Source organism: Olivibacter sp. CPCC 100613 (assembly GCF_036959255.1).
Classification (GTDB): domain Bacteria; phylum Bacteroidota; class Bacteroidia; order Sphingobacteriales; family Sphingobacteriaceae; genus Olivibacter.
The window spans coordinates 1-1,547 of the sequence record NZ_JAWMTI010000030.1; the positions used below are offsets into that span (position 1 = coordinate 1).

The window sequence follows — 1,547 nt, forward strand, 5'->3', positions numbered from 1 at the left end:
AAAGATGAATGAGAAGCGGCTTTTCTTGATAAAAGCGCACGATTGAAATAAAACAAAAAAGCCGATCAAAATTTTGATCGGCTGTAGTAGCGGGGACACGACTCGAACGTGCGACCTTCGGGTTATGAGCCCGACGAGCTACCAACTGCTCCACCCCGCAGTATATTTTATCTGAAATTGCTTTCCTACTGCTGAAAAACAATATTTGTTTCCGTTTGATTGGAGTGCAAAGATATATTTTGTTTCTTTGCTGTGCAAATAAATTTTAAAAAAAATGTCACATAAAGCTGGATTTGTAAGTATAGTCGGGAAGCCTAATGCCGGTAAGTCAACCTTAATGAACTCATTAGTAGGTGAAAAGATGTCAATTGTTACACCTAAAGCCCAAACAACAAGACATCGCATTTTAGGCATCGTGAATGAAGAAGATTACCAAATTGTATTTTCAGACACACCCGGTGTTATTAAACCTGCCTATAGTTTACAGGAATCCATGATGAATTTCGTTCAGGGGTCGCTGGTGGATGCGGATATCATTCTCTTTGTTACGGATATTAATGAAAAGTATGATGAAACGGATGTGATAGAAAAGCTGCAAAAAACGGATTCTCCTGTAGTTGTTTTGATCAATAAAATTGATAAATCAAATGAAGCGGATGTAAAGGCGAAGATCGATTCCTGGCAGAGGACGTTGAATCCAACAGCCATTTTTGCAATTTCTGCTTTATTGGGACATAACATTCAGGCGGTCTTTCAATTTGTGCTCGAACATTTGCCGATTCATCCACCTTATTACGAGAAGGATGAATTAACGGATAAATCGGAACGGTTTTTTGTGTCTGAAATGGTACGTGAGAAGATTTTTAAGTTATATGAAAAAGAAATTCCTTATAGCACCGAAGTGATCGTTACCTCTTTTAAAGAGGAAGAACAACTGGTGAGGATTAGCGCTGAGATTATTGTGGAACGCGACTCACAAAAAAACATCATTATAGGTAAAGGGGGAACAATGATAAAAAAAGTAGGTACTTATGCCCGGCAGGATATCGAGACCTTCTTGCAAAAAAAAGTTTTTCTGGAACTGTTTGTAAAAGTTATCTCCGATTGGAGAAGTAAGAAAAATTACCTCAAAAGTTTTGGCTACGAGCAATAAAAACTGTTCATCTGTATCGGAGTTATCCATCGATTCCCCATTATTTTGGACGGAATCGATGGATCATATTAGCCTTTCTTTAAGCTCTTGAAAACGAGCAGGAGGCTGACAAACATTAAAAGAGCTGCAAACGAAAAGGGTGCCCCGGGGAAATATACGGTAGCATTCGCACTGGCAAATCGGGCAAACAAAAAAGTCATGATCGGAGGACCAATAATGGCGCCGACGCTCATTAAACTTGTAAGACCACCCTGTAATTCCCCTTGTTCATTATCTGGTATCTGGTTAGACAGAAAACCTTGAAGCGCAGGATTAGCAATCGCTCCCAAAGCATAAGGGATAAGGAATGCGTACATCATCCAACTATGGCTCGCAAAGGCAAAAAGTGTTAAAC

The 1,547-nt window shown here is 39.5% G+C and carries 2 protein-coding genes and 1 tRNA gene; 1 reads left to right on the top strand and 2 read right to left on the bottom strand.

Going from position 1 to position 1,547, the window contains the following annotated elements; genetic code table 11:
* Nucleotides 1–87: 87 nt before the first annotated feature.
* Nucleotides 88–160 (bottom strand) — tRNA-Met (locus RYH73_RS26515).
* 114 nt (nucleotides 161–274) lie between these two features.
* On the opposite strand from RYH73_RS26515, the gene era reads away from it, so the two are divergent.
* Nucleotides 275–1,153 carry a GTPase Era gene (gene era / locus RYH73_RS26520; protein ID WP_335316463.1) on the top strand — a complete coding sequence of 293 codons (879 nt, stop codon included), beginning with the start codon at nucleotides 275–277 and terminating at the stop codon, nucleotides 1,151–1,153.
* Nucleotides 1,154–1,221: 68 nt separating this feature from the next.
* Here era and RYH73_RS26525 read toward each other — a convergent pair.
* A partial coding sequence (locus tag RYH73_RS26525; protein WP_335316464.1) for an MFS transporter occupies nucleotides 1,222–1,547 on the bottom strand: 326 nt, incomplete at its 5' end.